Origin of the sequence: Chromobacterium alticapitis (assembly GCF_002924365.1) — a bacterium.
GTDB lineage: Bacteria > Pseudomonadota > Gammaproteobacteria > Burkholderiales > Chromobacteriaceae > Chromobacterium > Chromobacterium alticapitis.
Genome location: NZ_PQWB01000125.1, coordinates 1 through 668, shown reverse-complemented (window position 1 = coordinate 668; position 668 = coordinate 1). Strand labels below are relative to the sequence as shown.

The following is a 668-nucleotide window of genomic DNA, read 5'->3' as shown; positions in this document are numbered from 1 at the left end:
GCATTGGCGCTTTCAGCCAGCGCTCGACGTACAGCAGCACCCACGGTTCCTGGCAATGCTTCCTGAGCGCCTTCAGCAATAACTGGTGATCGATGTTGTCGAACAGTCCTTTGATATCAAATTCAAGAACCCAGTCATACTTCCAGCATCGCTGCCTCACTACGGCCACCGCGTCCAGCGCAGAGCGCCCCGGTCGGTAACCATAAGAGTCCGGATGAAACAGCGGCTCCAGCGTCGGTTCCAGCATCATCTTGACTGCTGTCTGCGCAACCCGGTCGGCCACTGTCGGGACACCCAACAGCCGCACCCCACCTGATTTCTTGGGAATCGGGACGCCTTTGATCGGCGGCGGAAAGTAGCTGCCGGAACTCATCCGATTCCACAATTTGTACAGGTTTCGCCCAAGGTGCTCTTCGAATGCTTCAATCGATTCGTGATCTACTCCTGATGCTCCTCCGTTTGCTTTCACACTCTGAAAGGCTCTCCAGATCCATGCCTTGGAAATCGTAAATGGCTTGGTCATGTTGTCTTGCTCCTCCCGGCTTCCCGGTTGGCAATACTCGTGACCCGAATGACGCAGCCCCTTCGCTCCCCCGCCATTACAGCGAGTTCATCACTACTACGAGCTGCTCCGTCCCTTGATGGCGCATCGCTACTGTCAGCCTCGC

General features: G+C 56.3%; 1 protein-coding gene. It reads right to left on the bottom strand.

The window, feature by feature from the left end:
- On the bottom strand, positions 1-523 hold a 523-nt coding region (locus C2I19_RS19165; protein ID WP_255410710.1), incomplete at its 3' end, for a reverse transcriptase domain-containing protein.
- Positions 524-668: the final 145 nt, after the last annotated feature.